General features: G+C 62.3%; 23 protein-coding genes and 1 pseudogene. 13 read left to right on the top strand and 11 right to left on the bottom strand.

Going from position 1 to position 24,259, the window contains the following annotated elements; translation table 11 throughout:
* Window positions 1-244 (top strand): annotated as a pseudogene (locus NW822_RS05025) (hypothetical protein); the annotation flags it as partial.
* A 23-nt stretch (window positions 245-267) separates the two neighbouring features.
* Here NW822_RS05025 and NW822_RS05020 read toward each other — a convergent pair.
* From NW822_RS05020 to larE, 3 genes are all read right to left on the bottom strand, one after another.
* Window positions 268-549: a DUF1830 domain-containing protein gene (locus NW822_RS05020; protein WP_414361666.1), complete on the bottom strand. Its 282-nt coding sequence runs from the start codon at window positions 547-549 to the stop codon at window positions 268-270.
* Window positions 550-802: 253 nt separating this feature from the next.
* The gene (locus NW822_RS05015) at window positions 803-2,605 is read right to left on the bottom strand and encodes a DUF3769 domain-containing protein (RefSeq protein WP_414403722.1); all 1,803 of its coding nucleotides are present in this window, start codon (window positions 2,603-2,605) and stop codon (window positions 803-805) included.
* Between the two features lie 3 nt (window positions 2,606-2,608).
* Window positions 2,609-3,472, bottom strand: coding sequence for an ATP-dependent sacrificial sulfur transferase LarE (larE, locus tag NW822_RS05010; RefSeq protein WP_414403721.1), 864 nt, complete (start codon window positions 3,470-3,472; stop codon window positions 2,609-2,611).
* Window positions 3,473-3,651: 179 nt separating this feature from the next.
* Between larE and ebsA the strand changes: the two genes are divergently transcribed.
* The 6 genes from ebsA to NW822_RS04980 are packed head-to-tail and all read left to right on the top strand — an operon-like array spanning window position 3,652 to window position 9,445.
* Window positions 3,652-4,023, top strand: coding sequence for a type IV pilus biogenesis protein EbsA (gene ebsA, locus NW822_RS05005; RefSeq protein ID WP_414361670.1), 372 nt, complete (start codon window positions 3,652-3,654; stop codon window positions 4,021-4,023).
* Entirely contained in the window at window positions 4,013-5,680 is a 1,668-nt protein-coding gene (gene cimA, locus NW822_RS05000; RefSeq protein WP_414403720.1) for a citramalate synthase, read from the top strand. The genes ebsA and cimA overlap by 11 nt, the downstream gene beginning before the upstream one ends.
* 18 nt (window positions 5,681-5,698) lie before the next feature.
* The gene (gene coaE, locus NW822_RS04995) at window positions 5,699-6,352 is read left to right on the top strand and encodes a dephospho-CoA kinase (RefSeq protein ID WP_414403719.1); all 654 of its coding nucleotides are present in this window, start codon (window positions 5,699-5,701) and stop codon (window positions 6,350-6,352) included.
* Between the two features lie 48 nt (window positions 6,353-6,400).
* Window positions 6,401-6,874, top strand: coding sequence for a hypothetical protein (locus tag NW822_RS04990; protein ID WP_414403718.1), 474 nt, complete (start codon window positions 6,401-6,403; stop codon window positions 6,872-6,874).
* 57 nt (window positions 6,875-6,931) lie between these two features.
* Window positions 6,932-8,878 (top strand): DNA polymerase III subunit gamma/tau, encoded by a 1,947-nt coding sequence (locus NW822_RS04985; RefSeq protein WP_414403717.1) that lies wholly within the window; start codon window positions 6,932-6,934, stop codon window positions 8,876-8,878.
* 39 nt (window positions 8,879-8,917) lie between these two features.
* Window positions 8,918-9,445 (top strand): hypothetical protein, encoded by a 528-nt coding sequence (locus tag NW822_RS04980; protein ID WP_414403716.1) that lies wholly within the window; start codon window positions 8,918-8,920, stop codon window positions 9,443-9,445.
* 1 nt (window position 9,446) lies between these two features.
* Here the strand turns inward: NW822_RS04980 and NW822_RS04975 are convergent, their stop codons facing one another.
* The gene (locus NW822_RS04975; RefSeq protein ID WP_414403715.1) at window positions 9,447-10,043 is read right to left on the bottom strand and encodes a chromophore lyase CpcT/CpeT; all 597 of its coding nucleotides are present in this window, start codon (window positions 10,041-10,043) and stop codon (window positions 9,447-9,449) included.
* A 122-nt stretch (window positions 10,044-10,165) separates the two neighbouring features.
* Here NW822_RS04975 and rlmN point away from each other — a divergent pair, with 122 nt between their 5' ends.
* Entirely contained in the window at window positions 10,166-11,254 is a 1,089-nt protein-coding gene (gene rlmN / locus NW822_RS04970; RefSeq protein WP_414403714.1) for a 23S rRNA (adenine(2503)-C(2))-methyltransferase RlmN, read from the top strand.
* Window positions 11,255-11,258: 4 nt separating this feature from the next.
* On the opposite strand, the gene NW822_RS04965 is transcribed toward rlmN, so the two are convergent.
* The 3 genes from NW822_RS04965 to NW822_RS04955 all read right to left on the bottom strand — a co-directional run bounded on the left by NW822_RS04965 (window position 11,259) and on the right by NW822_RS04955 (window position 15,487).
* Window positions 11,259-14,177, bottom strand: coding sequence for an ATP-binding protein (locus NW822_RS04965; protein WP_414403713.1), 2,919 nt, complete (start codon window positions 14,175-14,177; stop codon window positions 11,259-11,261).
* 122 nt (window positions 14,178-14,299) lie between these two features.
* Window positions 14,300-14,503, bottom strand: coding sequence for a hypothetical protein (locus NW822_RS04960; RefSeq protein ID WP_414403712.1), 204 nt, complete (start codon window positions 14,501-14,503; stop codon window positions 14,300-14,302).
* 393 nt (window positions 14,504-14,896) lie between these two features.
* Window positions 14,897-15,487, bottom strand: coding sequence for a thioredoxin family protein (locus tag NW822_RS04955; protein WP_414361690.1), 591 nt, complete (start codon window positions 15,485-15,487; stop codon window positions 14,897-14,899).
* Between the two features lie 162 nt (window positions 15,488-15,649).
* Here NW822_RS04955 and NW822_RS04950 point away from each other — a divergent pair, with 162 nt between their 5' ends.
* From NW822_RS04950 to NW822_RS04940, 3 genes are all read left to right on the top strand, one after another.
* Window positions 15,650-16,468: a TatD family hydrolase gene (locus NW822_RS04950; RefSeq protein WP_414403711.1), complete on the top strand. Its 819-nt coding sequence runs from the start codon at window positions 15,650-15,652 to the stop codon at window positions 16,466-16,468.
* Between the two features lie 123 nt (window positions 16,469-16,591).
* Window positions 16,592-19,111, top strand: coding sequence for a GAF domain-containing protein (locus NW822_RS04945; protein WP_414403710.1), 2,520 nt, complete (start codon window positions 16,592-16,594; stop codon window positions 19,109-19,111).
* 4 nt (window positions 19,112-19,115) lie between these two features.
* Complete coding sequence (locus tag NW822_RS04940) at window positions 19,116-19,529, top strand: DUF309 domain-containing protein (RefSeq protein WP_414403709.1); 414 nt, start codon at window positions 19,116-19,118, stop codon at window positions 19,527-19,529.
* Here the strand turns inward: NW822_RS04940 and NW822_RS04935 are convergent, their stop codons facing one another.
* From NW822_RS04935 to NW822_RS04925, 3 genes are all read right to left on the bottom strand, one after another.
* Window positions 19,530-19,694, bottom strand: coding sequence for a hypothetical protein (locus tag NW822_RS04935; RefSeq protein WP_414403708.1), 165 nt, complete (start codon window positions 19,692-19,694; stop codon window positions 19,530-19,532).
* 47 nt (window positions 19,695-19,741) lie between these two features.
* The gene (locus NW822_RS04930; protein ID WP_414361698.1) at window positions 19,742-19,831 is read right to left on the bottom strand and encodes a cytochrome b6-f complex subunit PetN; all 90 of its coding nucleotides are present in this window, start codon (window positions 19,829-19,831) and stop codon (window positions 19,742-19,744) included.
* A 96-nt stretch (window positions 19,832-19,927) separates the two neighbouring features.
* Window positions 19,928-22,180 (bottom strand): ComEC/Rec2 family competence protein, encoded by a 2,253-nt coding sequence (locus NW822_RS04925; protein ID WP_414403707.1) that lies wholly within the window; start codon window positions 22,178-22,180, stop codon window positions 19,928-19,930.
* A gap of 320 nt (window positions 22,181-22,500) precedes the next feature.
* Between NW822_RS04925 and NW822_RS04920 the strand changes: the two genes are divergently transcribed.
* Together NW822_RS04920 and NW822_RS04915 are read left to right on the top strand one after the other, a co-directional pair.
* Complete coding sequence (locus NW822_RS04920) at window positions 22,501-22,701, top strand: hypothetical protein (protein ID WP_414403706.1); 201 nt, start codon at window positions 22,501-22,503, stop codon at window positions 22,699-22,701.
* A 68-nt stretch (window positions 22,702-22,769) separates the two neighbouring features.
* Complete coding sequence (locus NW822_RS04915; RefSeq protein WP_414403705.1) at window positions 22,770-23,621, top strand: prepilin peptidase; 852 nt, start codon at window positions 22,770-22,772, stop codon at window positions 23,619-23,621.
* On the opposite strand, the gene NW822_RS04910 is transcribed toward NW822_RS04915, so the two are convergent.
* On the bottom strand, window positions 23,591-24,244 hold the full coding sequence (locus NW822_RS04910) for a DUF721 domain-containing protein (RefSeq protein ID WP_414403704.1): 654 nt from the start codon (window positions 24,242-24,244) through the stop codon (window positions 23,591-23,593). The two genes, NW822_RS04915 and NW822_RS04910, sit on opposite strands and share 31 nt — an antisense overlap.
* Between the last annotated feature and the right edge of the window lie 15 nt (window positions 24,245-24,259).

Below are 24,259 nucleotides of genomic sequence, written 5' to 3'. Positions count from 1 at the left end.
CACCCCCCGTCCGCCACGCCTGGATCTCTACCCTACCCCACCACCACCGCCCCCTCCTACGCCAGCGCCGCCCCCCAGCCTGCTGGAGCTCACGGCTCGCTGGCTCGGGATCCCGTGGCCGCCGCCCCAGCGCGAGACCAGCCCCGTGAGGCTGAGCGCCCGTTTTCTCGAGATCCCCCTGCCACCCAAGCCCTCCCCTCGCCCGGCCAGGAAAGAGGAGAGGCGGCAAAGCCACAAGACCTAAGTTCTGCTCTGTGGCCTGGAGGCTTAACCAACCACCGTCACCGGCTCCGTTTCTCTCACACGCAGCTTTTCGCAGGGGATGATGTCTGTCAGGATGGAGCTGGCCATCATGCCTGTGTGGATCTCCAGCTTGGCTCCTGGCAGCGCCTCAAACAGCAGCCGCTGCCCAGGAAAAACTACCCGCTCAAAGTACCAGTTTTCAATGTTGGTAATGCGAGCCACCTGAATTGAGCTGGTTGCATTGATATAGCTACAGGTTATTCGCTCTGCTTGTTTTTTCGCGGGGATGGCATCGAGAGTTTGCATAATAGCTCACCAGCCTGCCTTGCTCAGCTTGTCATCTACGCTAGCACCGTCTGGGGATCATTGCAGTAGCCTGCGATACGGCGATCCCAATTAACAAAAACTAAGTCCCAAAAGACTTCTGTTCTTACGGTTCCGATTTCTAAAATGCCTTTTGGGAACAGGCTGGATTGAGCCAGGGATCCCTTCCCAGAGGGGCGCAGTTGCTATAGAAAATCTCCAGATAGCAGTAGCCAGAATTACATTTTTTCCTTGCTCAAGACTCTGGGAGCAAAGCTCCTCGAGGCTCCAGAGGGTCGCCGCTGGGATCCCAGTTCAGGCCTTCCACCCGTAGCTCTAGCGCTCCTGACTGCCGCAGCGGATTGTATTGCAAGCTAAGGCCATAGGTGCGGCGGTCATAGCTGAGGCGGTAGGTAATATCCACTTGCTGGCCTGACTGCAGATCCAGCGCCGTCTCTGCCCCCACTCGCAGCGGGCCATACAGCTGCTGCAGAAAGCCCAAGACCAGCTGCTCCCGGGTGGTGATGCGGTCAAACAAAAACGGCGAGGCCCCGGCCAGAAAGCCATTGGAGTAGGTTACCCTCAAGTTGGTGTAGTCAAAGGCATCTGCTACAAAAGCCCCAATCACCGCCTCCAGGCCAATGCTGCCGGCGGTGTAGCTTTGGGTGCGGCCATTGGAGTAGAAGGACTGGCTGCTGCTGAGGCCAGTGTTGAGCCAGATCCCCTGTTCCACGGGCAAAGCGGAAAAGCGGGGCGGCGGCTCGGCTGCACTCTTGGGGGGCCGCCAGAGGGGAAAAGAACGAGTTAGGGTTGCCCCCAGCTGCAGACGGGCAAGCTGGATGCGCTCCTTGGTATTGGCCAAAGCCCGCTGGGGATCAGGGTCGATGGTGCCGAGCTGTCCGAGGGCGTCGAGGTAATCGGCAGCTAGGCGGTAGCGGAAATCCAAGCCGGTGTTGCCAAGGCGAAGGGTGGGCGAACTGTAGCTAGCGCCAAAGCGATTCTCCACGATCTGGAACCCCAGGCGCCCGCTAAAGAAGCGCTCCCGGTAGGCGTAGGTGTAGGTCACCTGGCCGCCGTTGCCGGTGGTAACGCGATGTTCGAGCTGGGCTCGCAGGCGCTGGGCAAACTCCTCAAAGACAACCCCCCGCAGCTCGGCAAACAGGGAGGTTTGGGCAGGGGGCTGCTGCCAGCGCAACTCCGCTCGCAGCCCAACTCCGTCGCGGATCCCTTGGAGGCTCCCCCAGAGGCGCTGGGGATACAGTTGCGGGGAGAACACCAAACTGAGATGGGGATCCTGCAGCAGCTCAATGTTGGCTTGCAGGATTAGACCGCGCCGCAGCTCTTTTCGGTCGAAGTCATCGTAGAAAAGGCTAAGGGGCGGTTGGCGCTTCAAGGAGTCAAAACGCAGCCGCAGGGGCAGGGGCAAAAAAAAGACCTGGTCGAAAACCACCTGCCCCACCTCAGCAAGCAACAGGCTGGAGCCATCGGCCTGCAAGGTGGAAGTCACCCGTGGGCTGCGGATCTCCAGCTCCGGCGGCTCCAGGGGATCGTTGGTCAACTGCACCCGCTCCCCTTCCCAGCTGTTGGCATCAAAGCGGATGCGAGCAGCCCGAAAGCGCACCAGACGCTGGGGCGAGAGTCCGGCAGCCGGCAGCTGGCCAAGATCCAGCTGGCCAAAGGCTTCTTCTAGAACTCCTCGCTCTTGCTCAAAGTCGTATTCCAGGCGGGATCCCTGGAGGCGCTGCTGCTCCAGCTCCACCGAGACATTGCCCTCGGCCACCGCCCGCCGCTGCTGCAGCTCAAGGCGCAGGCGGTCTGCCCGCAGTACAGAGCGGCCCAGCCGCATCTCAACGTTTCCTTCGGCCAAGAAAACCTGGGCCCGCTGATCAAAGGTTTGCCGGTTGGCGCGTAGCCGCAATGTGCGATCCGCAAGGGCTGCGAGGGTACTTGTCTCCACAGGCTGGGCGGCTGCCACCTGGCCTTTCTGGGCTGAGGCAGGAGCAGCCGTGGCCAGACCAAACACCCCCAAGCAAAGCCAGAGCCACCAAAACCCCTTCATGCTTCAGCTCAAACTCCCAGGCTGGGGAGGGTTGAGGGCGCGGTTGAGCTTGCCACTGCGGTAGCCCTCCAAATCGAGACTGACGTAGAGGTAGCCAAACGATTGCAGAGCCCTGACCAGCGCTTCTAGATCGGTTTTTTGCACAAACTCTCGGATCTGGTGGGGGGGGAGTTCAATGCGGGCAGTATCTTTTTCCGAGCGCACTCGCACCTGAGGCCAGCCCAAGCTGCGCAGATAGCGCTCAGCCAATCCCACCCGCCGCAGTTTCTCGGCAGTGATGACCTCGCCATAGGGAAAGCGGGAACTGAGGCAGGGTTGGGCCGGCTTATCCCACCAGGGCAGACCCAAGTGGCGAGACAACTGCCGCACCTCCAGTTTGCTCATCCCCACCTCTGCCAAAGGGGAGCGCACGCCACGCTCCCGGGCGGCTTGCACCCCTGGCCGGTAGTCCGCCAAATCGTCGGCATTGAGGCCATCGGCCACGTAGTCGTACCCCTGGGTTTTAGCCAGCTGGAGCAGCGTGGTGTACAGGTAACTTTTGCAGAAGTAGCAGCGGTTCGGGGGGTTGGCAGCATAGCGGGGATCCTGCAACTCCTGCGTCTCAACGATCTGATGGCGAATGCCAATGTATTGGGCTTGCCGGCTGGCCTCCTCCAGGTCTTCGGGCAAAAGCGCCGGGGAAGCGGCGGTGACAGCCAGAGCCTGCTCCCCCAACTGATCCCAGGCCAGTTTGGCCACCAGGCTGCTATCGATCCCTCCCGAGTAGGCCACTACAACCCGCTTCATGTCGGCGAAGATTTGGACAAGCTGCCGAAACTTGTGCCGCAAAGCGGGATCTAGGGTGGCAGGGCCAACAGGTGCGTGCATGAGGCTAGGCAGGCAGTAAGGTTTGGGCCAGAGCAGAAAGCAGGGGGTGTTTCCTTAGTCTATTGTTTCCTGGAGCTTCCTGACTATCCAAGGCTTTCAAGGCCCCTCTCTAGGCCAGTGGGCCACCGACGCGGTAGGCTGGATGGCAGGGAGATCCCTGCCTCTCCTTCTGACCTGCCATGACTTTTCAGGTTGAACCGGCCAGCCCGCCAGAGGTGGCCCTCTATCAGCCCTACTACGCCCTTGCCCGCCGGCAGTACCTGGCTCTAGCCGTGGGCCTTTACAAGAAGGGCAGCCTAGAGGGACAGCGGCCCATTGAAGGAGACAAGCCCGTCCCTTTCTTGGCCAGTTGGCCCGTGTTGCCTCTGCCCTCCGACCTAACGGTGGTGCAGGTTATCTTCGACCAAGACCCAGATCTGACCTATCAGCTCTCCCTAGCCAACTATGAGTTTGTGGACTACCTCATCGATGTGGTAGCGGCAATGCAGCGGGGCCAGCCGCCCAATTTCACCACCGCCTTTTACAAAAAGCTGATGCGGTATGAAGACTGAGGCCAATTCTCCAGTTGCCATCACCCTCTACGACACGACGCTGCGGGATGGGGCGCAGCGGGAGGGGTTGTCCCTGTCGGTGCAAGATAAGGTGCAAATTGCCAAGCTGCTGGATCGCCTGGGGATCCCTTTCATCGAAGGCGGCTGGCCGGGGGCCAATCCCAAGGATGTGCAGTTTTTCTGGCAGATGCGGGAAGAGCCGCTGGAGCAGGCGGAGCTGGTGGCCTTTTGCTCCACCCGCAAACCAGGGCGGCGGGCGGCTGAGGATCCCCTGCTGCAAGCCATCTTGGCAGCGGGCACCCGCTACGTGACGGTGTTCGGCAAGTCCTGGGATCTGCATGTTACTGAAGGGCTGGGCACCACCTTGGCTGAAAACCTGGCCATGATCCGCGACACCATCACCTATTTGTGCTCTCAGGGGCGCCGAGTGATCTACGATGCTGAGCACTGGTTTGATGCCTACCGCCACAACCCCGACTACGCCCTGCAAACCCTGGTAGCGGCTGCCGAGGCAGGGGCGGAGTGGCTGGTTCTCTGCGATACCAACGGCGGCTCCCTGCCCCACGAGATTGCCGCCATCACTGCAGCCGTTTTGGCAGAATCCCATCACTTGGGGCATTTGCCCATCGGGATCCACACCCACAACGACTCCGGCACTGCTGTGGCCAATGCCCTGGCGGCGGTCCAGGCGGGAGCGCGCATGGTGCAGGGCACCATCAATGGCTATGGGGAGCGCTGTGGCAATGCCGACCTGTGCAGCGTCATCCCCAACCTGCAACTGAAGCTGGGCTACCGCTGTCTCCCTGAGGGCAAGCTGCAACTCCTCACAGAAATCTCCCGGGCCATTAGCGAGGTGGTCAACCTGGCCCCCGATGACCATGCCCCCTTTGTGGGCCGGTCGGCCTTTGCCCACAAGGGCGGGATCCACGTTAGCGCTGTCCAGAAAAACCCCCTCACCTACGAGCACATTGCCCCGGAGCAGGTGGGCAACTGCCGGCGCATCGTGGTTTCGGAACAGGCGGGGCTCAGCAATATCCTCAGCAAGGTGGCCGGCTTCGGGATCCGGCTGGACAAGTCGGATCCGCAGGCGCGCTTGATCCTAGAGCGGCTGAAAACCCTGGAGCTGCAGGGCTACCAGTTTGAGGCGGCCGAGGCCAGCTTTGAGCTACTGGTGCGCAGCCTGTTGGGGCAGCGCTCCCAGCCCTTTGAGGTGCTCAGCTTCCATGTCAGCGCCACCACCCGCTCCGACTGGAGCAGCAGGAACTGGGATCCCAGTGGTGAGGCAGCGGAGGTGCAGTCCTTAGCAGCGGTGAAGATTGCCGTGCGGGGGCAGACGCGGGTGACGGCAGCGGAAGGGAATGGGCCAGTGGCCGCTTTGGATGGGGCGCTGCGTAAGGCCTTGCTGGAGTTTTACCCGCAACTAGAGGTCATTCACCTGACCGACTACAAGGTGCGGATTCTGGATGGCCAGGCCGGCACTTCAGCCAAAACGCGGGTGCTGGTGGAGTTTAGCGATGGCCACCGCCGCTGGACCACGGTGGGAGTTTCCACCAACATCATCGAAGCCTCCTGCCGGGCCTTGGTGGAAGGCTTTGAGTACAGCCTCTTGCCAGAACCTTGCCTTTCCCCACCCTCTGCCCAAATGGCTGCACCTTGAGGGGGATCTTCAGCCACCATGAGAATCATCGGCCTGACGGGCGGCATAGCCACTGGCAAATCCACGGTGGCCCGCATTTTGGAACGGCACGGGATCCCAGTGGCCGATGCAGACCAGATGGCCCGCCAGGCCCTTGCGGTGGGATCTCCCCTCCGCAAGCGGGTGCTGCAGCGCTACGGCCCGGCCATTCTAGATCCCTCTGGAGAGCTGGATCGCCGGCGGTTGGGGCAAATTGTGTTCGCCGATGCTTCCGAGCGGGCCTGGTTGGAGGCCCAGATCCACCCCTTTGTCAAAGCGCGGCTGCGGGAGTTTCTCGAGTCCCACGGAGCTTCTGCGCCGCCTGCAAATCCTCAAAAGGACGGCTCTCCCACCGTTTGCCTGATGATCCCGCTGCTGTTTGAGGCCCACATGGAAAACTGGGTCAGCGAGATCTGGGTGGTAACCTGTACCCCTGAGCAGCAGCGGCAGCGCCTGGCCCAGCGGGATCCCCTGCTGACGCCAGCAGAAATTGAAGCTCGCCTGGCCAGCCAGTGGCCCCTAGAGGAAAAGGCCCGTCGTGCCCAGGTGGTGCTGGACAATTCCGGATCCCTGGCGGAGCTGGAAGCGCAAGTGCAACAAGCCCTGGCGGCAGTGGGGCAGAAACCCTTGGCCTCGCCGCAGCAGGCTGGATAGAGTAGCGGATGGAGATCCCTTGCGCTTGGGTGAGTTGAGGCAAACGCAATGCAAGAAGCGCTTTGCGGCGGTGAAACGCTTGGCAGCAGCAGGCCGGAGTCCTGGTGGGCGCAAGCCCTGGCGGCGCGGGAGCAGGAGATCCAGGCTTTGCAAGAGCGCAACCGCCTCCTGCAGAGCCAAATTGATCTTTTGGAGTTGCGCCAAGAAAAGCAGCAGCGGCAACTGCGCAGCTACGAGGCAGAAATTGAGCAGCTCTACCAAGAAAAGCAGGTGTTGGAGCATCTGCTCCAGGAGCTGCCGCAGCTCTACCGCAGCAGGCTGCAGGCCCGCCTACAGCCCATCCGCGAGCGCATTGCTGCCCTTCAGGCAGAAAACCGCCGGCTTAAGCGGGAACTGGACCAGCTCAGCTACCGGCTGCAGGGCATGGATCAGTTGGATACCCCAAGCTGGAAGCTGCCCCTCCCCTCTCTCCCTGGCCTGCGCCGCTGGGATCCCCAGGACCCCTCTCCGCCTCGCCCTTGAGTTTCGCCCCAGCCCTAGGAGCGCAGTCGAGGCGCTGCTTGCTCGGAGATTTGGGAAATGGCCTATGAGCCCCTGCACCTAAAATACCGCCCGCAGCGCTTTGCCGAGGTCGTCGGTCAAGGAGCAGTAGTGCAGACTCTGGCCAATGCCATCCGACAAAACCGGGTGGCGCCGGCTTATTTGTTCTGCGGGCCGCGCGGCACGGGCAAGACCTCCAGCGCCCGCATTTTGGCCAAGTCCTTAAACTGCGAGCAGGGGCCGACGCCGGATCCCTGTCAGGTGTGCAGCCAGTGCCGCGCCATCACCGCCGGCTCTTCTCTGGATGTGATTGAAATTGACGCCGCCAGCCACACCGGCGTGGACAACATCCGCGAGCTAATCGAGCGGGCCCAGTTTGCGCCGGTGAGTAGCCGCTACAAGGTCTACATCATTGACGAATGTCACATGCTCAGCAACGCGGCCTTCAACGCTTTGCTGAAGACCCTGGAAGAGCCGCCCCCCCGCGTGGTGTTTGTCCTCGCCACCACCGACCCGCAGCGGGTTCTGCCCACCATCGTTTCCCGCTGCCAGCGCTTTGACTTCCGCCGCATCCCCCTCGACGACATGGTGGCCCACCTGGGCAAGATCGCCGCCCAGGAAGGGATCCCCATCACAGCAGAAGCCCTGCAGCTAGTAGCCCAAATTGCCCAGGGCGGGCTGCGGGACGCCGAGCGCCTGCTGGATCAGCTTAGCTTGCTAGAGGGATCCATCACCCCAGAAGTTGTCTGGGATCTGGTGGGCGGGATCCCGGAACAGCAGCTTTTGGAGTTGACGGATGCCCTGCTGGCCCAGGATGTAGAGGGGGTGCTGGCTCAAACGCGGCAATTGTTGGAGCGGGGCAAAGAGCCGCTGGTGGTGCTGCAGAACCTGGCGGCTTTTTACCGGGATCTGCTCCTGGCCAAGACGGCCCCCCAGCAACGGCATTGGGCGGCGGTAACGGATCCCACCTGGGCGGCCCTGCAACAGCGGGCCCCTCGCTACTCCGTAGAGATGCTGCTGGCAATCCAGAGCCATCTGCGCCAGTGCGAGCCGCAAATTCGCCAGAGCGGGCAACCCCAGCTGTGGCTGGAAATTGCTCTGCTGGATCTGCTGGGCCAGCTGCGCCCAGGGGCTGCAGCCAGCGCCGCGATCCCCCTTGCCTCTGCGGGCTTACCTTCTGCTGAGAAAACTGTCGATGCCTCCCCCCGCACCCCAGCAGAACAAAAGCAGAGGGCTACGGCAACAGCCACCCCAGAGTCCTTCACCCCTTCCCCTAGCCCAGCAGGGGACTTGACGCCCCTGCCGCAAGGACCCAGCCCACAAGAGCCGCTCCCTCCGGAAAAGGCAAAGGATCCGGCGCCTGCCCAGGTGTTGCGGCCCCACTGGGAGCAGTTTCTTGAAAACCTCCGCCCCATCACGCGAGGGCTATTGGCATCCGGCCATTTGCAGCAGGAGGCTCTTGTTTGGCTCGAGGGGACGGAGACCTTAGAAATTACCCTTGCTTTTCCCAATAAGGGCCTGGTGGAGAAGGTGCGCAGCAAAGAAGCCGAGGTCCACTCTGCTCTTTACAACCTGCTGCAGCGCCCGGTGCGGCTGAAGCTGGTGGTACAGCCACCGCCTCGCCTACGGGAGGGGCATGCTGGCCCAGCTGCGGCCCGTGACTCAAGGTTGGAGAGCAGCCCTCCTTCCCCCGAGCTCTCTCTTCCAAGACAGGCGGAGCTGAGGGCCCGGCAATCTACTGCCCCAGTGGTGCAAACCGCAAGGCCACCCTCCTACGACCTGGCCCATGAGCTGGCGGAGGTGGCCCGCCGCTTTGCTGACCATTTCAGCGGCAGTCTGGTGGATTTGCAAGGGATCCTGGCCGCGCCCCCAGAGACAGCAGCGGACCTGTCTGCCCTGGAGGGGGCTCCAGACTTGGGTGAAACCGACGGCTTGTTGACAGGCCAGGCCCCTCTGCCCCCCGAAGAGGAAGGGCAGCCTTTTTAGCGCTAGGCTGGGATTGTCTCAACCCCTGCGTCTTGAGGGATGATCTTCCCCATCTCGCCCTTGATCCGCTTCTCAGTCCAGGCGCTGTACTGGGCGCTGGTCCTGCCCCTACCGCTGTTGCTAGCCCGCCAAGGAACGCCCCTAGCGCTGGGATCCCTGCTGGCGGCACTGCTGGTGGGATGGGGGCTGCTCGTGGGATCCCTAAGCCAGCAGGTTCAGGTGGACGAGGTGGGCATGCAATCCACCTACCCCGCCTGGGTTCCGCCTTGGCTGCGCCAGGAGTGGCAAATCCGCTGGGCCGATGTCGAGCGCCTTGAACCCCGCTCCACCAGCCAAGGGGGCCTGGTGTACTACCTGGTCAGCCGAAGGGGGGATCGCGTCCTTTTGCCCATGCGGGTAGCCCGCTTCCGGGAACTGGTGGCGCTGGTGCGTCACCACACTGGCCTTGCGATAGATGGGCTGCGCCCCTATGTCCAGCCCTGGATGTACGCGCTACTGGGCGGCTGCGCCCTGCTGCTCTTGCTCTGGGATGGGATCCTTGCCTTCTGGGTTTGGACGGGGGGCTAGCTTAGCTCCAGCGGGGCAAGTAGCAGGAAAAATCCTGTTTCTTAACAAACCGAAAGGGCCCGGAAAGGGATCCCCAGACCACTTGGTCCGTTTCCGGGTCGCGGCCCTGATCCAGGCTGTGGAAGTAGTCGGCCCCAATCTCGAACTCGCTATAGAGGTAGGTGGTTCTGCCCTTGCGCTCGACGATACAGCCTTTGCCGGGCACGCTGCGGCCCCGGTAGCAGGATCCCGTCCACTCCACCTGGATTACACAGCCGGGCAAGAGTTCCAGCTCTGCCGCCCTCAGGCGGGCCAATTGCTCTAAGTTCCGACCGGCACATTTGTAGGCCTCTGGAGAGGTCAGGGCGTAGTTTTGGATGCGGATCCCCTCGGGGGTCTCGAAGAGATGGATGACCCGCTGCCGGTAGGGCTGGTCGGGGTAGATATCGTACAGTTGCTCCACGTAAAACCCTATCCCCTGAAACACCGACCACGGCAGGGGGCACTGGTAGACGTGAATGTTGGCAAACCAAACCGGCTCGGCCAGCGCCTGGTGCAGATTGTTGAAATGTCCGGCCATCCAGGTGGCCAGTTGGGCCAGTTGCGGCGAAACCGACATAGCGCGGGCAAAATCCTAACCAAGGGCAAACCTATTATCCAAGATGCTCGTCCTAGCTGCCAAAGCAAGCCTTGAGGGCCGCGAGCTAGAGTAGAAGAATGCAATCTGTTGCCACTTGGCCTATGTCTGCGGCACCTCTTCCTCTGCTGGGGCAATCTTTGGCTGCCTTGAAAGAGTGGGCAGTTGAGCAGGGGCAGCCGGCCTACCGCGGCCAACAACTGCACACTTGGCTCTACCAAAAAGGGATCCGCTCCCTGCAGGAAGTGACGGTCTTTCCCAAAGCCTGGCGCGAGGCGCTGCAGGATTATCCTGTGGGGCGCTCCCAGGTTGTGCAGCGGATAGAATCCCGCGACGGCACCGTTAAGTTGCTGCTGCAGCTAGCGGATGGGGAGTTGATTGAGACGGTGGGGATCCCAACCGCCAAGCGGCTAACTGTCTGCGTTTCCTCCCAGGTGGGCTGCCCCATGGCCTGCGACTTCTGCGCCACTGGCAAGATGGGCTACCGGCGCAACCTCAAGTTGCACGAAATTCTGGATCAGGTGTTAACGGTGCAGGAGGACTTTGGCCGCCGCGTCAGCCACGTGGTCTTCATGGGTATGGGGGAGCCCCTGCTCAACCGCGACACCGTGGTGCAGGCCATCCGCCGCCTCCACCAAGATATCGGCATTGGCCAGCGGCACATTACCCTTTCCACCGTGGGCGTGCCCCGGCAAATTCCCTGGCTGGCAGAGCAGAATCTGCAGATTACCTTGGCCGTCAGCCTGCATGCCCCCAACCAGGAGCTGCGGCAGCAGTTGATCCCTTCCGCAGCCCACTACCCCTTAGAGGCCCTGATCCGGGATTGCTGCGACTACATGCTGCGCACCGGGCGGCGGGTCAGCTTTGAATATACACTGCTAGCGGGGGTGAACGATCTGCCCCTCCATGCCCGCCAACTGGCGCGTCTGCTACAGCAGGCCAGCCAGGCGGGGGCCCGCCTGCACGTCAACCTGATCCCGTACAACCCCATTGCCGAGGCCAACTATCAGCGCCCCCACCCAGCGCGAGTGGCGGAGTTCGTCCGGCTGCTTGAAGAGCACCACGTGCGGGCCAGCGTGCGCCAAACCCGCGGCCTGGATAGCAACGCGGCCTGTGGTCAACTACGGGGATCCTTTCTGACCGCTTCCCCCGCGCCCTTGCCTTCCCCTGGGCCAGCCCTTGGCCGTCCCTAGACGCTCAAGTCCCCAGTTTTTTTGCAGTTGCCACCGGCGGGGCAGAAGGCAGCCAAACGCGAAAATGCGTCCATCCTTCCGAGCTGCTGACGGAGATCTGGCCCCCCATGTGCTCCACCAGTTGCTTCACCAAGGCCAGCCCCAGGCCGGTGCCGCCGTGCTTCCAGCGATCTGACTGCGGGATGCGGTAGAACTTCTCAAAGATGCGGGGCAGCTCCGACTCCGGGATCTCGTTGCTGTTGCTGCAGACAAAGAGGATCCCTTCTCCTTCCCGGGCCCCCTGCAGGTGGATGGATCCCGCGGGGGCGGTGTATTTGACGGCGTTGTGCAGCAGCTCGCGCAAGATGCGGCCCAGAGCCGTGGGATCCGCCTCAAGGGGTGGGATCCCCTCTTCTAGATGCAGTTGCAAACTTTGGTTTTTGGCCTGGGCCAGGGGCTGAACTGCCGCCACCAGATCCCGCAAATAGCGCGGCAGGAAGATCTCTTCGGGTTGGAGCAGATACTTCTCGGCTGCCAGCCGCTGCATGTCCAGCAGGTCGTTGATGAGCTCAATTTGGCGGTTGCATTCCTTGAGGGCGATGGCGAAATACTGCTGCTGCTTCTCGGGGTTATCGCGGGCTATTTGCAACATTTGCAGGGCCATGCGCACATTGGTCATGGGGGTGCGCAGCTCGTGGGAGACGGTGCTCAAGAAATCGTCCTTGAGCAGGTTGAGCCGCTCCAATTCCTTTACCTGGGCCTGGGCCGCCTCATACAGACGGGCCTGCCGCAGAGCCAGAGCAGACAGGTTGGCCACCTGATAGGCCAGTTGCCTTTCGGCTTCGGAAAACTCCTGCTGCCGCTCCAACAGCAACAGCCCCAGCCGCTCTTGCTTGTCCCGAAGGGAGCAAGCCAAAAGCTGTACCCAGTGCCCGCCTCGCTCCTTTTGACAACAGCAGTGGACTTCCCAGGGCTGCTCGAGAAAAGCATAGGAGTGCAGCAGGTGCCTCAGCTCGGGGTCGTTGAGGTAGGCGGGATCCGCCTTCTCCGGAAACGAGCAAGCCGGGATCCAGGAGGATCCATCGGCGCCGGTCAAGAAAATATGACAGCTGGTTAGGTTGAGGGCCTCGGCCAGGCTCTTGACCACCTCTTCCAGGATCTCCCCCTCCTTGAGGCTGGCCACCATCTGGCCGCTGAGGGAGCGCAGCACCGCCTCGAAGCGCAAAGCCTGCTCCAGCCTGGCAGTGCGCAGCGCCACCTGGGCTTCCAGCTCGCGGTTGAGGGCTTCTAGCTGCTGTTGGGCCCGCTTTTGCTCGGTGATCTCCCGCCCCACCGACAGGATCTCCACCAGTTGGCCCTGGCTGTCGAAAATGCCCTGATCCACCCAGCTCACCCAGCGGGATTGGCCATCTTCGCCGGGGTACTCCCGCTCGCTGCGGTGGTAAGGGTGCTCAGGCGTCAGAGCCGCAAGGGACTGCAGCACCGCCTCCCGTTCTTGCGGCGGTAGAGAGTCCACCCAACGGCTACCTATCGCTTCTTCTGCGGAACGGCCAAAAAAGCGCAGGTAGGCAGGGTTGACATAGGTGATGCGGCTGCTATCGGGCAAAGAGCGGCAGATCAGCTCCGTCTGCTGCTCCACCACAGCGCGGTACTGCTGCTGCTGTTGCCAGAGGCGATCCAGCAAAGCTTGTTGGTTGGTGGTCGCCTGCTGCCAAGCTTTGGCCAGGATCTGCACTTCTTGGATAGGGCCGGGATCCACAGGGGGCCAGGCCGGGATCCCAGTGTGCACAAATTGCTCCGCTATTTGGGTAAGGCGGCGCAGCGGACGAGAGAGGGCTTCGCTGAGGAGGATCCCGGCGGCCAAAAAGCCCAGCAGCAGCCCACCCCCCAACAGGGCCGCCTGCCGAGCACTGGCATAGACAGGGGCTAAAAGGGCGCCCTCCGGGATCCCGTAGACGAAGTAAAAGCCCGGCCCCCATTGATCCTGAATGGCCGTCACCTGCACCCAGTAAGGGATCCCGTCCACCCTAAGGCGCAGCAAACCTTCAGAGGCCGCCGTTGCCCAGGATCCCACCTGCTCTTGCACAGCCAGCAGCAGCGGCTGGGGAGAGAGCTCCTCCGTGCCGGCCACCACCTGGCCCTCTTCATCCAGCAACCAGCTCACCCCTGGATACGCCAAGCTGGCCTGCAGATCCTCCAGAAAAGCCTGCAGTTGCTGAGCCGAGAGAGCAGCCACCCAGCTGCCGTAAACCCGCCCCTCCGCCTCGGCCAAGGGCAGCGCTGTCAGGATCAGCCGCTCCGGCCTCTGATTGGGAAACTCGACAAAAAAGTTGCTCACCACCCAGGTACGGCGGGCCTCTTCCTGTTGCAGGATCCCGGGAAACCAAGACAGCCGCCGCAAATCCACCCAGCCCAACTGCCGCGTCAAGCCGGTGGGAGCCCCGCTTTCCGGATCCCGCTGGCGGCCCTGGACGGATCCCGGCTTCAGGCCCGGCGTGTGGTAAGTCCAAATCGACCCATCGGCGTGGCGGCGGGCGGTTACAAACCCCCCCTCCGCTGAGACAAAGCCGATGTAGCTCAGCTCGGGAAACTGCTGCAACTGGCGGGCAAAATAGGCCTCAAGCCTCTCCAGATCTTGCGGCTGAAGTGCGGCCAACTTGGGCAGTAGCTCCCACTGCACTGCCCCTTGATTGAGGGCATTGATCTGAAGGGGAGCTTGGAGATAGCGCCTGAGGTGCTCTTCAGTGCGATGGTGAACCTCCCTCTTCAGGTGCTCGGCCAATTGCAGCGCCATCTGCCGCCCAGCCCGCCAGGAGAGATAGCCCACCCCGCCTGCCCCCCCAGCCACTGCCAACAGCAGCGGCAACAGCAGCGCCACCCGCAAAGGGATGGGTTGGAGAGACCAGCGGGATTGCCCTTGGGAAGAACTCCAGGAAGATTGCATGGGATGGCCTGGGAGATGCTCCCCGACGGTCATCTTCCCAATGGGCCGAGAAAGCTGTCCCAGGAAATACTCTCTCTACTCTAGCAAGGGTTAACCTACCACCAGGGCCAGATTTTGAGTGGCTAGGCCGCAGAAGCCGAGATTGGCTTTTCCACTGCAACCTTTTGGCTAAGCAGCGCCAGGGTCAACTGATCCAGAATTTCTAGGTCGGCCTCCGAGTAACGTCCCTGCAAAAGCAGTTCGTTGATGAGGCTCTCTTGCTCTAGGCTGAGGAAGCTACTCTGAAACACTTGCGCAACTACTTCCTGGATACTGGGGGTATTCATGGCTGTCTCCGTTTGGGCTTTCCTTACTTCAGGGACGCTTGAGCCTTAGCTGCAGCAGGAGCCGTGTCCTGCCACTTTAGAGAAACCCTCCGCAGTTTCCCCAGGGAGAGGTTCTCGCTCAGCACCATTGCCAAGCGGTAAGTCCGGTAATCTAGGGTTAAGTCGAGAGGGGCCTGCATGCTGTTTTCTCCGTACTTCTACCTATAACGACTTTAGCAAGTGCTCCGGGATATCACGTAAGCGATTTCTATGTTTTTTGTACGCGATCTGGCGGAAACAAGGACGAGCAACCCCCCTTGCGGGGGGTTGCCTGCGAGCCCATGCGCCAGGGCGAAGATGGGGTGACCTCGGCAGCAGCTCTCCGGGAAGCTCGGGATCCGCCCTGCGGGAGGCTTAGGCTTGCTTGAAGTAGTCAGGCTCGTTGCCGGGCTTCCACTTGATGTTGCAGCCGAGGCTGGGCTTTTGGTTGGGATCGATGGGCTTGCCTGCTAGCAGGTTATCCAGGGCTGCCCGCAGATCTTTGCCGGTGACCGGCACATCCGTCAGGCTGGGACGGCTGTCATCCAGTTGGCCCCGGTACACCAGCTTGCGCTCTGCATCGAACAAGAAAAAGTCAGGGGTGCAAGCAGCCCTGAAGGCCTTGGCCACCTCTTGGGTTTCGTCGTAGCAGAAGGGGAAGGTAAAGCCCAAGGTCTCGGCCATTTTCTTCAAGTTCTCGGGGCTGTCCTCAGGGTAATTCTCCACGTCGTTGGCGCTAATGGCTACAATGCCGACGCCGCGGTCCTTGTAATCTCTGCCAATACGGGCCAGCTCTTCTTGCACATGCTTCACATAGGGGCAGTGCTGGCAGATGAACATCACTAGCAAAGCGGGCTTGTCGGCAAAGGTGGAGAGGGAAATGGTTTGTCCAGTTACCACATCCGGCAGGCTGAAGTCTGGGGCCGGGGTGCCCAAAGGTAGCATGGTCGAGGGAGTACGGGCCATAGCAAACCTCCAGCGTAAAGTTTCCTTAATCATCATGGCTCATCCCCCTCCCCAGAAAACCTCACCAGGGGATCGCGCCAGTAACTTGAGGATCCCAAGTAGGCCGGGAACAGCCTTTACAATTTGGATGAAGTCCGTAGCACTTTGTCCAGGAGCTAAGCCTTGAGCCCCACCGTCTTGTCCGCTGCTCCCCTAGTGGACACCCACGTCCACTTGAACTATCCCGACTTTGCAGAAGATCTGCCCCAGGTGGCCGAGCGCTGGCGCCAGGCCGGGATCCGGCACCTGGTGCACTCCTGTGTAACGCCAGCAGAGTTTCCCCAGCTGCAGGCCATTGCCAACCAGTACCCCGAAGTCTTTTTGTCGGTGGGGCTGCACCCTTTGGAGGCGCGCCAGTGGCAGCCGGATCTGGCCGAAAAGATCGCCCAGTTGGCCGCCAGCGACACGCGGGTGGTGGCCATCGGGGAGACGGGCTTAGATTTTTACAAGTCCGACCCGGCGGATATCGAGCGGCAACAAGCCTCCTTCCGCGCCCACATTGCCATTGCCCAGGAGCAGGATTTGGCCCTCATCGTCCATTGCCGCGAGGCGGCAGCAGCCACCTACGAACTCCTCAAGGAGGCCCTGGCCACTGGGGGGCCGCTGCGGGTGGTGATGCACTGCTGGAGTGGATCCCCGGAGGAGACGCGGCTCTTTGTAGAGCTGGGCTGCTTCATCAGCTTTAGCGGCATCGTGACCTTCAAGAACGCCGAGACCGTGCGCCGGTCGGCCTTGGAGGTGCCCTTGTCCCAGCTTTTGGTGGAAACCGATTGCCCTTTTTTGGCCCCCACCCCCTTCCGCGGCAAGCGCAACGAGCCGGCCTACGTGCAGCGGGTAGCCCAAACTCTGGCGGAGCTGTTGCAGATCTCCTTGGAAGACCTGGCCCAACAGACCAGCCAAAATGCCGCCCGCCTCTTCCGCCTGCCCCAGCCCCCTTTGTGAAGGAGAGTGGAGAACTTTTGAATTCCTTAAGCTTTTCCCCTGCGGCTCTGCAACTTCCCGGCAGGGGGCGCTATCGTGAAAGAGGGAGTGTAGCTTCCAATACTTTTGCTCCCTCATGGAGAGATGGCTACGGAAAACTTGGCCCCTGCAGCCTGCACCAGCCGGGATGTCCTCATCAACCGCATTACCCACCAGATCCGGCAATCTTTGGAGCTGGATCAGATCCTGAGGGCAACGGTAGAGGAGGTGCGGGCCTTTTTGGGCACGGATCGGGTCAAGGTGTACCGCTTCGACCCGGAAGGTCATGGAACGGTGGTGGCGGAAGCGCGCCAGCCGGGGCGGCTGCCCTCTCTCCTGGGTTTGTCTTTTCCGGCAGGGGATATTCCTGAGCAAGCGCGGCAGCTGTTTCGCCTGGCCCAGGTGCGGGTCATTGTGGATGTGGAGGGCCAAACCCGCTCCCTCAGCCAGCCGGAGCCTCTGGGCCGCTTTGCCCAGGCCCAGCCTTTGCCTCTGGGAGAGGTGCCGCAGCGGCCGGTGGATCCCTGCCATGCCCATTACCTCAAGTGTATGGGGGTGGCCTCTTCCCTGGTGGTGCCCCTCCTGCATCACCAGCAATTGTGGGGGCTCTTGGTCTCCCACCACGCCGAGCCGCGCTCCTACTCTGCTGAGGAGCTGCAGGTGGTGCAGTTGGTGGCGGATCAGGTGTCGATTGCCATTGCCCAGGCGGAGTTGCTGGAGCAGGCGCGGCAGAAGGCGCAGCAGGAACGCTTGATTAACCAAATTGCGGCGCTGGTGTACTCGCCGCTTCACCCCGAAACCACCCTGAGCACCGTCCTGGAGCAGCTTACCGCCCAGCTCCAAGGGATCGGGGCACGGCTGCGCCTCCAGTTCCTGGGCTTGGAGACTCTCCACGGCTATGGGAGCCAGCCGCCGGCAGGGTACGACGCCTGGCTGCAGGAGCAGGTGGGACGAGGCAAGTTGGCAGGGAACGGGGTGAGAACCTGGTCGCTTTCGCAACTGGAGAAGTGGCCAGAACTGCAGTTACAGGTGCAGCAGACGCCCATCCGCGGGCTGCTGGCGGTACCGCTGCTTTGGAAGGAGCAGGTGCTGGGCTGGCTGAGCGTGTTTCGTGGCGCCATCTGCCAAGAGACCCACTGGGCCGGCTACCGCTGGCCCGCCCAAGGGGAAGGTGGGGAGGATCCCCGTCAACAACTGCCCTTGATCTCTTTTGCCGCCTGGCGGGAGCTGAAAATTGACGAGCCCAAGGCGTGGTCGGCCTCTGACCTGGAGCTCGTCAGCCGCGCTGCTGTACACCTGGCCCTCTCGATCACGCAAAACCAGCTCTACCGCCAGTTGCAAGATCTCAACGCCCGTCTGGAGCAGGAGGTGCAGGAGCGGACCGCGGCCCTGCAGCGCTCTCTAGCAATGGACGCCCTCCTGCAGCGGGTTACCGACCAGGTGCGCACCACCCTGGACGAAGCCCAGATCCTGCGGGCAGTGGTGCGGGAGTTGGCCCTAGGGCTGCCCATCCAAGGCTGCGATCTCTGTCTCTACGATCTGGAGGCCGGCCAGGCCACGGTGCGCTACGAATACACCGCCGCCCTGCCGCCCGCCGGCGGGATCACTCTAACCCTAGCCGACTACCCGGATCTCTACCGGCAACTGCAAAGGGGGCAAGCGGCGCAACTGTGCCATTTGTCGGGGCAAAGCTGGATCCCGCGGCGGGAAGGGCTAACCCTCTTGGTATGTCCGCTGCGGGATGGCCAGGGGTTGGTGGGGGATCTCTGGCTAGTGAAGCCGGCAGACGAGTGCTTTGATGAGCTGGAGGTGCGGGTAGTGCAGCAGGTGGCGGATCACTGTGCCATCGCCATCCGCCAGGCTCGCCTCTACCAGGCCTCGGTGCAGCAAATCAGTGAGCTGGAACGCCTCAACCGCCTCAAAGATGATTTCTTGAGCACCGTCTCCCACGAGCTGCGCACCCCCATCACCAACATGAAAATGGCCATCCAACTGCTGAAAGTGGCCCGCACCCCGCAAAAACGGGAGCAATACTTGCAAATCCTGGAGCAGGAGTGCGAGCGCGAGGCGGAATTGGTCAACGATCTGCTGGATCTGCAGCGGCTGGAGCAGGGATCCAAACCCCTTCATCTTGAAGAAGTGTCCTTGGCCGCCTGGCTGCCCACTGTGCTCCAGCCCTTTGTGCAGCGGGCCCAGGCCAATCAGCAACAGTTGCGGTGGCAGATTGACCCGAAGGTGGGCAAGATAGTGACGGATCAGGTGGGTCTGGAGCGGGTGGTGCAGGAGCTGGTCAACAACGCCTGCAAGTACACCCCGCCTCACCACCGCATCACGGTGACGGCGGGCCGCCTCAGCCCTGAACAAGTGCAAATTCGGGTTATCAACGAGGGGGTGGAGATCCCCCGCAGCGAGTGGGAGCGCATCTTTGAGAAGTTCTACCGCATCCCCAGCGGGGATCCCTGGAAGCGGGGCGGCACCGGCCTGGGGCTGGCTTTGGTCAAGCAGTGGATGCAGCGGCTGGGAGGCTGCGTCTGGGTAGAAAGCGGCCACGGCAAGACCTGCTTTACCCTGCTGTTGCCGCAGGGATCCCTGCAGCAGCCGCCCCTGAGTCGCAACTGTGCCTAGACCCATGAGCGATGGCCACCCAGAAGCGCTGCAACTAGCCGTTGGGCAATTCAACCGGGGGGAGTTCTACGCCTGCCACGACACCCTGGAGGCGCTGTGGATGGAGGCAACAGATCCGGAGCGGCGCTTCTACCAGGGGCTGTTGCAAACCGCCGTGGCCTACTACCACCTGCAAAACGGCAACCGCCGCGGCTGCATGATCCTGCTGGGGGAGGCCAACCGCAAGCTGGCCGACTTTCTGCCCACCTACGCCGGCTACAACCTGCAAGCTCTCTGGGAAGCCAACCAGAGTCTCCTGCAAGAGCTCTTTTGCCTCCAGCCTGAGGATCCCTTGCCCTGGGTGGCCCCTCCTGTCCTGAGAACCGTTGACGACAGGCCCGATCGCGAGGCTTCTTGGAATCTCCCAGAACCCCAGTAGCTACCGCCGCTTGGAGCGACGAGCTTGCCGTTCTGCCTCCTGGCGCCGCCGCCGATCCCGCCAGTCAACAAAGGTGATGTAGCCAACCCCCAGCGTTACAGCCAGCAAGAGCAAAAAGATGCTGCCGTAGGCAAGGCGGACAACCCAGGACACGTCAAGTTCCATAGAGCAGGAGGAAGTCCTTTAGCAACAACAGGGCCAGGCGGGATCCGCTACATGCCGTTACGGCCCCAGACCACAAAGGCAATGGAAAGGGCAAAGAAAGCAGCAACGGCAACCCAGCCAAGGGTAATGATGTCCATAGCTCTAGCTCAGCAAAGAGAGTCCATCGAGGTAATCCCATTTTAGGGGATGGGATCCCCCCGCCTCCCCCCTAGAGCCCGACTGGGGGGGAGGAGCTAGAGATCTTGCGCCCTCAGGGTTTGCACGCCCCGGGGCGACCAGGTTACCGCTCCAACGCGCTCGGCAATGTAGAGGGGCCGCTGCTTTTGCCGAAACCAAGTAGCTACTGCCTCGCCAACAGGGCCGGAGCTGATGCCTGCCTGCACCTGAAAGCGCTCCAGCAAGTCCAAGATTACGGATCCCCCATCCCACCACAGCCAGTCGATCTGGGCCGGCAGCAGGGGGGATCCGGCTAGCTCGGCCTGGACGTTGGTGCCGGCGGATCCCAAGAGCAGCCAACGGGATCCCTCCGCCTCCAGGGTCAACACCAGAGGGTTGGTGTGGACAGCCTGCAGCTTCAGCCGCTCCGAAAAAGGGATCCAATCCGCAGGCCGCAAGACTTGATAGGGGATCCCGGCAGCTTGCACGGCGCTAAGAGAGCGCAGGTAGCTGTCCGAGGCGGCATTGACGCCGCCCCCGTCCCAGAACTGCCCGATGGAGAAAGCTGAAAGCAGGATCTCCCAGCCCCCATTGGCCGAGCCGGCAGAGGTCATGGCCACCGCCCCCTCCAGACGGCGCAGGCCCTGTTGCCGCAAAAAAGGGAGCACCGTACGCTCGGCCAAGCGGGGATCGCCGCTGTTCAGTAAGAGGTGGCGTCCTTCGGCTTGGATGGCCAGGATGGGGATACGGCCACTGGCCAAAGCCGTGATCTGAACTGGCGGCCCCGGCCACAGCCTTGGCCCCAGCAGGATGGCGGCCATAACCAGAGCAGTGCCCTGCCAGCGGAAAGCCCGCCGCCAGCGGGGCCAAAAGGTCAGGGCCACTAGCGCCCCGTAGAGGAGCAGGCACTGCAGCAACGAGACCCTGCCGGTGTAGTAGGAGCTTAGGGGCCAGCTGGCCATCCAGCTCACCCAGTTAATCAAGGGGGTGAGCAAAAACGTCAAGGGCCGGGCCAGCAGGGATCCCAGCCCCGGCCAGATTAAGGCCACCAGGGCCGCCCCAAACCCTGCCACCAGCAGCGGCACCACTAGAAGCAATAGCAGCGGGTTGGCCAGCAGCGAGTAGGTGGGGATGCGGCCAAAGATAACCACCTGTAGCGGCAGGATCCAGATCTGGGCGGCCAGCGGAACGGCCAGAGCGGTAGCCACCGCCGGCGGCAAGAAGTCCAGCCGGGACACGATCGGCGCCGTCCCCACCAGCAGTCCCAGGGTGGCAGCAAAGCTAAGCTGAAACCCCAAGTCCGTAATCCACAGGGGCTGGTAGATCAAGAGCAAAACTGCCGCCACCAGCAGCGTCCCCAGGGGGTCAAGCCTAACTTTTCCTTCCAGTCTGGGCTCCGTCAGCACCAGCATGGCCGCCACCCCCATCACTGCCGCCCGCAACACCGAAGGCGTAAACCCCGTCAAGGTGAGGTAAAGCCCCAAGACCGCCAGGAGGATCCCTTGCTGCAGGCGCACCGGCAGCCGCCGCGTTAGGACAAACACCACCCCCACCACCAGGGACACGTGAAACCCAGAGGCCGCCAGGACGTGGGCCAGACCGACTTCCCGAAAGGCATCCTGCAAATCAAAATCCAATTGCGCAGCGCGGGATCCCAGCACCAAGGAAGCCAAGAGGTTCCCCTGCCGCTCCCCCAGCCCGGCAATGAACGCCTCCCGCACCCGCCGCCGCAACACCCAACCTCCCCAGCCCCTCCCGCCCGGTTGGGGAATCACCTCGCGAGCGCTGAACCCCGCAAAAGCTCCCTGGCGCTGCAGATAGGCCTGAAAATCAAAGCTGCCTGGGTTTAGGGCTGGACTGGGGAGGTAGAGAGATCCCGTCAGGCGCACCCGCTGGCTGGGATGGAGAGCCTGGCTTGGGAGAGCTTCAGGGCTGGCAGTGACGTAGAGCTTGCCGCTCACCTGGCGAACGGTGGAGTTGGGCTCCAACACCTGCTCCACCTCAAGCCAAAACTGCCGCCGCTCGCTGCGGGTGGGACGGGGTTCTGAAAGAACGGTGCCCACCAGACTCATCTGCGGCTGTGGGGCCAGCAGGCTGATATCCGTTGGGCCGGGAACCGGCTGTCGCCAGCCCAGGTAGGTCCAGGCTAGACACCCCACCAGCCCCATCGCCAGCCAGGTGCGGGCCAAACGCCGTTGCCGCCGCCACAGCAGGGATCCCGCCAATCCCAACGCCAGCGGGATCCCCCACCCCCAGCCCCCTACCGCTGGCCAGGCCCGCAGCAACAGGCCTAGGATCCAGCCCAGCCCCAGCAGATAGGTTTTCTCCATCCCCTTTCAGCGCCCTTGCTCCCACTCTACTGTTGCGCTCAGGTGGGATCCATGGCCTTGTCTTAACCTTGAACGGTTGCCAACCCCGCAAGACAATTGCCACCAGCCGCCTTCTCCCGGCAGAGGGGCAACGCACCCCCCAATCCCTAGCCCGCAAACTTCCTCTTGCCAGTTTTGCGAAAGATGGCCCACTGGCTCGTGAGGGCGATATCCTAGGGTTGAGGCTACTGCGAGGGGAGGCGGATCCGCTCCCCTCTGTTCCATCCCATTTGGGAATGTCGTTAGGGTGATAGTGGGCTTCGCAAGGTGGGGAAGCGCACATGGACAGCACTTTGCTGCAAGCAGCTCGCCAGATCTACCAGCTTCATCTTCAGCACCGACCAGAGGTGGTGGAGCAGCCACCGCGGGGTGTGGTCATCCACCGCCGTACCCTGCGAGGGGATCTGATCTTTTCTGAGTTTCCCATTCTGCTACCCCAAGAAACCTTCATCCCCCTGCAGCAGCTGGAGCCGCTGCAGTGAGGCAGAAGGGCTACCCTTGCTTTGGCTGCCCTGCTCAACCTTCTGCGCTGCTAAGCAGCGCTTGCGCAATGTGGCTGAGCAACGTCGACACGAACAGCCCCTGGGAACTGCGTCTGCTGGGTTGGGTGCTGGTGTTGGTCCTGGGGGCTTGTGTGGGCAGCTTTATCAACGTGGTGGTCTACCGCCTGCCGCGGGGTCTCTCTCTGCTCTATCCCGGATCCCATTGTCCCCACTGCAAGACCCCCCTGAGCCCCACGGAAAACCTCCCCCTCCTGGGTTGGTTCCTGCTGCGGGGTCGCTGCCGCCACTGCGGGGATCCCATTGCCTGGCGCTACCCTGCCGTTGAGGCCTTGACCCTGGGGCTGTTTGGCCTCAGCATCGCCATCTTAGGGTTTTCCCCCCGCGGGATCCTCACCTGTGTCTTGTTGAGCTGGCTGCTGGCGCTGGCCCTGGTTGACCTAGATACGTTTCTGCTGCCGGAAGCGCTCACCCGCTCCGGCTTGGTGGCGGGGCTGCTGGCCCGCTTGCTCCTGCCCTGGTGGGAAGGGTCGGGATCCCTGGCCGCCATGGGCTGGTCAGTGGTGGCGGGGATTGCTGGCGCGGTGCTCGGCATTTGGCTGTTGGAGGGTATTGGCTTGGTGGCCCGCCGGGTTTTGCGGCGGGAGGCCCTAGGCGGAGGAGATGGCAAGTTGCTTGCCCTGATTGGTATGTGGCTGGGCTGGCAGGGGGTGGGGGTGACCCTCCTAGTGGGTTCGGGGTTGGGCTTGCTGGCTAACTTGCTGGCCCTGGCCAAAGGAAAGGCCCGCCTGGGCAAACCCGTCCCCTTTGGACCCTACTTGGCTCTAGGCGGGGCTGTGGCTGCCTTGGCAGGCTCCCCGCTGGTCGAAGCCTACCTGCGCTGGTCGGGGTTGCTGGAGTAGGGGGAACGCCTGTTCAGCTCCTGCCAGTCGCGGTAGGGAGGGCCGGGCCTCCGCAAGGACTGGCGATGGCAAAACCCACAGACAAACCAACGCTCCAGCTCGGCGGCAGGGGTGGGGCAGCCGCAGGCAGGGCAGGGGAACAGGTTTTGCCGGGTCTGGTGCTGTTTCACTCGCTGAGCCCAGCGCTCAAAGGCAGCTTTGACCTCCTCAGAAGAGGGAGGTAAGCAAGAGCAGCGAGGGGCAGCAGGCCGCTTTGGCGGTGCAGGGGAAAGGGGGTAGAACTTGTCCACCAGCTCCGCATCGGCGGCAAAAGAGTTAGCCAAGCCAGATCTGGCATGCCAAGCAGCGGGGCTAAAGCGGATATCAGTGAGGGGAGAGGGCAGGCGGCTGTTGAGTTTCTTTAGAATCAGTTGGCGCTGCAAGGTGAGGTTCTGAGCCCAAGCAGGGGTAGAGGTGGCCACCTGCAGCACCTGACGGCGCAGGTTGACGGGATGGGTTTGCGCGGCTACCGCTTCTCCCACCACTTCCGGCCAGATCTGCCGCAGGGTCTGCATTTGGCTAAGCTCGGCCCAAAGGGGGTGAGCGCTGAAACTTGCCAACACATGCTCTAGGCTTTGCAGCATGGGGTCTTGCCCTAA

The sequence above is a fragment of the Synechococcus sp. H70.2 genome, assembly GCF_047462275.1.
GTDB lineage: Bacteria > Cyanobacteriota > Cyanobacteriia > Thermostichales > Thermostichaceae > Thermostichus.
This window is presented reverse-complemented; position numbering and strand designations above follow the sequence as displayed.

What these genes read in the sequence shown, in the direction of transcription:
- NW822_RS04910 (WP_414403704.1), bottom strand. Translation starts at nt 24,244, where the DNA reads ATGCTGCAAAGCCTAGAGCATGTGTTGGCAAGTTTCAGCGCTCACCCC.
- NW822_RS04955 (WP_414361690.1), bottom strand. Translation starts at nt 15,487, where the DNA reads ATGGCCCGTACTCCCTCGACCATGCTACCTTTGGGCACCCCGGCCCCA.
- NW822_RS04930 (WP_414361698.1), bottom strand. Translation starts at nt 19,831, where the DNA reads ATGGACATCATTACCCTTGGCTGGGTTGCCGTTGCTGCTTTCTTTGCC.
- NW822_RS04920 (WP_414403706.1), top strand. Translation starts at nt 22,501, where the DNA reads ATGGACAGCACTTTGCTGCAAGCAGCTCGCCAGATCTACCAGCTTCAT.
- larE (WP_414403721.1), bottom strand. Translation starts at nt 3,472, where the DNA reads ATGCACGCACCTGTTGGCCCTGCCACCCTAGATCCCGCTTTGCGGCAC.
- NW822_RS04935 (WP_414403708.1), bottom strand. Translation starts at nt 19,694, where the DNA reads ATGGAACTTGACGTGTCCTGGGTTGTCCGCCTTGCCTACGGCAGCATC.
- cimA (WP_414403720.1), top strand. Translation starts at nt 4,013, where the DNA reads ATGAAGACTGAGGCCAATTCTCCAGTTGCCATCACCCTCTACGACACG.
- NW822_RS05015 (WP_414403722.1), bottom strand. Translation starts at nt 2,605, where the DNA reads ATGAAGGGGTTTTGGTGGCTCTGGCTTTGCTTGGGGGTGTTTGGTCTG.
- NW822_RS04965 (WP_414403713.1), bottom strand. Translation starts at nt 14,177, where the DNA reads ATGCAATCTTCCTGGAGTTCTTCCCAAGGGCAATCCCGCTGGTCTCTC.
- NW822_RS05020 (WP_414361666.1), bottom strand. Translation starts at nt 549, where the DNA reads ATGCAAACTCTCGATGCCATCCCCGCGAAAAAACAAGCAGAGCGAATA.
- rlmN (WP_414403714.1), top strand. Translation starts at nt 10,166, where the DNA reads ATGTCTGCGGCACCTCTTCCTCTGCTGGGGCAATCTTTGGCTGCCTTG.
- NW822_RS04975 (WP_414403715.1), bottom strand. Translation starts at nt 10,043, where the DNA reads ATGTCGGTTTCGCCGCAACTGGCCCAACTGGCCACCTGGATGGCCGGA.
- NW822_RS04940 (WP_414403709.1), top strand. Translation starts at nt 19,116, where the DNA reads ATGAGCGATGGCCACCCAGAAGCGCTGCAACTAGCCGTTGGGCAATTC.
- NW822_RS04960 (WP_414403712.1), bottom strand. Translation starts at nt 14,503, where the DNA reads ATGAATACCCCCAGTATCCAGGAAGTAGTTGCGCAAGTGTTTCAGAGT.
- coaE (WP_414403719.1), top strand. Translation starts at nt 5,699, where the DNA reads ATGAGAATCATCGGCCTGACGGGCGGCATAGCCACTGGCAAATCCACG.
- ebsA (WP_414361670.1), top strand. Translation starts at nt 3,652, where the DNA reads ATGACTTTTCAGGTTGAACCGGCCAGCCCGCCAGAGGTGGCCCTCTAT.
- NW822_RS04990 (WP_414403718.1), top strand. Translation starts at nt 6,401, where the DNA reads ATGCAAGAAGCGCTTTGCGGCGGTGAAACGCTTGGCAGCAGCAGGCCG.
- NW822_RS04945 (WP_414403710.1), top strand. Translation starts at nt 16,592, where the DNA reads ATGGCTACGGAAAACTTGGCCCCTGCAGCCTGCACCAGCCGGGATGTC.
- NW822_RS04925 (WP_414403707.1), bottom strand. Translation starts at nt 22,180, where the DNA reads ATGGAGAAAACCTATCTGCTGGGGCTGGGCTGGATCCTAGGCCTGTTG.
- NW822_RS04985 (WP_414403717.1), top strand. Translation starts at nt 6,932, where the DNA reads ATGGCCTATGAGCCCCTGCACCTAAAATACCGCCCGCAGCGCTTTGCC.
- NW822_RS04980 (WP_414403716.1), top strand. Translation starts at nt 8,918, where the DNA reads ATGATCTTCCCCATCTCGCCCTTGATCCGCTTCTCAGTCCAGGCGCTG.
- NW822_RS04915 (WP_414403705.1), top strand. Translation starts at nt 22,770, where the DNA reads ATGTGGCTGAGCAACGTCGACACGAACAGCCCCTGGGAACTGCGTCTG.